The organism is Bacillus sp. 522_BSPC (assembly GCF_001076885.1).
GTDB classification, from domain to species: domain Bacteria; phylum Bacillota; class Bacilli; order Bacillales; family Cytobacillaceae; genus Niallia; species Niallia hominis.
Window position 1 is genome coordinate 1 of the sequence record NZ_JVDT01000215.1, and the last position, 2,506, is coordinate 2,506.

Genomic DNA, 2,506 nt, shown 5'->3' on the forward strand with positions numbered 1-2,506 from the left:
AACTTTCGCACCAAAAAAATAAGTGCAAATCGTTAGTTGTATTGCGTCTATGGTCTATTAAATATGTTGCTTGACAGTGTTTAATAAAATGAAATAACACCTCATTCTTTGGTATAGTGTAATTGTAGAGAAAACACTACCATACAGAAGAGGTGCTCCCTATATGATAGACCAAAATAGCCAAAACAATCAACTACCAAAAGAACTTAATTCGGTTTTTTCTGAGCTTGAAATGAATAAACACCTGCGCCAAGCAGGAATTAAAAAATCCTTCGGTTTCAGCTGTTCCTACTTATTTCAGCTTGTTTTCTGTTTGATTTTCCAGCACAAAAATTGGTTTTCACTTCTTGATTCAAAGAAAGCCGATCAGTTTCCAGCCAAAGATGCCGTCTATCGCTTTTTAAACCAATCAACTTTTAATTGGCGCCGTTTCTTACTACTGTTGAGCATTTTTACTATTCAAAAGGTGACTCGCCTTACGAATAAAGAGCGTCCAAAAGTACTGATTATCGATGATTCTGCGTATGACCGAAATCGTAGTAAAAAGGTAGAGCTTCTCGCTCGTTGTTTTGATCATGCTTCCCTGAAAATGCGTTTCTTTAAGGGGTTTCGTATGCTCACTTTGGGCTGGTCAGATGGCTATACATTTATGCCAATTGACTTTTCTTTAGTCAGTTCAAAAAAGTCTCAAATCAATGGTATCTCTGAAAAAATTGATAAACGTACTTGTGGATACAAGCGTCGAGAAAATGCATTACAAACTGAGCCTGAACAAGTTCCTGACATGATTAAACGTGCATTAGCCAATGGGATAGATGCAAGTTATGTCCTTATGGATTCTTGGTTTACATTGCCACCACTTGTAAAGTCTATTGTGGATCAAGGATTAGACGTAATTGGTATGGTCAAAGAAACAAAACAACGTTATAACGTAAACGGGGAGATGGTTTCTTTAAAGCAACTATACCGCCTAGCTGGACCCATTCAATCCAAGAAAGGAATTCTTCGTTCCATCCATACGATCATGGCTAATGGAACACCAATTAAAGTGGTATTCATTCAAAACAGAAATAAGAAAAGCGACTGGCTTGCCATCCTCAGCACAGACTGCACTCTTTCAGAACAGGAGATCGTCCGAATCTATGGAATGCGCTGGGATATCGAGGTATTCTTTAAGGCGGCCAAATCTCTTTTGAAACTTGAAAAAGAATTCCAAAGCCGTTCATATGACGCGCTTATTTGCCATACAACGATTGTGTTTTCTCGTTTTATCGTTCTGTCGTGGCAGAATCGCTGTAATACCGATCAACGCACAATAGGTGGTCTGTTTTACGAATTATGCGATGAAGTAAATGAACTTGATTGGGCTGTCGCATTACAGCAATTGATCGAGCTTCTTCAAGATGCACTTAAACAAACGAATAAGAAAATCAAAAAAATAATTCAAAGTCAACTTGAACAGTGGATCGCTGGCCTTCCTAATTATATCAAGGCTTATTTGCCGATATCACTCTGCGAAAGTTGAGTAAATAACTTATTAAAATAAACAAACCAGTTTGAATGATTATCTTCTTAAAAAAAATGAATTGATCATTGATCTTCGTGTCCATCCCTATAATTCCGACTAATTGTCCATTTTCATCATTAATAGGTGTAAAGGAACTCATATAATACTCTTCCTTTAATCTGTATATGCTACTATGCTGCATATCATGCGATGCAATTGATTTATTGTAAACGTCCATTGCTTTATCTGCTAAAGTATTAACATAATTGATTTCCAATTTTAAATCTTGGGGAGAAATAACTGCTATAGGAGCCTGTTCTTCATTTTCTTCTATTATTGATATATATATATTCTCCGGCATCTCTGAAAGTTTATTGTTAAAATCAGTTGAATGGATCACGTTTTGTAAAATTTGATTAGAAGTATTACTTTTCCATAATTTCATTTGAAAAGAAACATTTTTACTTAATGAAGTTAAAACTTCTTCTCCATCATTTTCAACATGTATTTTTAAATCTTGATAATGAAAATAAAAAATGAATGTCATAAAAAGAATTAAAAGGAAAAAAGGCAGAAAAAAAGATACTACTTGTTTTTTATTCACAAACGGAATATTACATATTTTTTTTATCATACTGGCCACCTATTTCTTATATTCCTTGGTCTGTATCAGTCAATAAGGTTATATCTAATGCTTTTAACACACAATTTCACAATTAAATACACTGCTTTACTTATAAGTGTACGTAAATATAATTATTAACTTGATTCGACATTTTCGCTTAAATTCCCTTTAATTACTCCATTTTTTTATTTAATAGGCTAAGTTTTGTAAAGTTTGTTGCTAAGAGTCGCAGCCTGAATCCACTTCTCTAGTTTCATTTCTCCCATTTTCTACAAATACGTTCACCTGTCATAGAAGATTTATTTCCTTTTTTTCCACTATTGTCAGAATAAAAGAAGCTGGGACAAAACTAAATAACTAATCTTTAAAGACGA

2 protein-coding genes are annotated in these 2,506 nt (G+C 34.0%); one reads left to right on the plus strand and one right to left on the minus strand.

The window, feature by feature from the left end; translation table 11 throughout:
- Window positions 1-163 precede the first annotated feature (163 nt).
- Window positions 164-1,525: an IS4 family transposase gene (locus ADJ83_RS17635; protein ID WP_048717268.1), complete on the plus strand. Its 1,362-nt coding sequence runs from the start codon at window positions 164-166 to the stop codon at window positions 1,523-1,525.
- Here ADJ83_RS17635 and ADJ83_RS17640 read toward each other — a convergent pair.
- Complete coding sequence (locus ADJ83_RS17640) at window positions 1,488-2,141, minus strand: hypothetical protein (protein WP_031540374.1); 654 nt, start codon at window positions 2,139-2,141, stop codon at window positions 1,488-1,490. The two genes, ADJ83_RS17635 and ADJ83_RS17640, sit on opposite strands and share 38 nt — an antisense overlap.
- Between the last annotated feature and the right edge of the window lie 365 nt (window positions 2,142-2,506).

Coding starts and splice junctions, on each gene's coding strand:
- ADJ83_RS17635 (WP_048717268.1), top strand. CDS start 164: ATGATAGACCAAAATAGCCAAAACAATCAACTACCAAAAGAACTTAAT.
- ADJ83_RS17640 (WP_031540374.1), bottom strand. CDS start 2,141: ATGATAAAAAAAATATGTAATATTCCGTTTGTGAATAAAAAACAAGTA.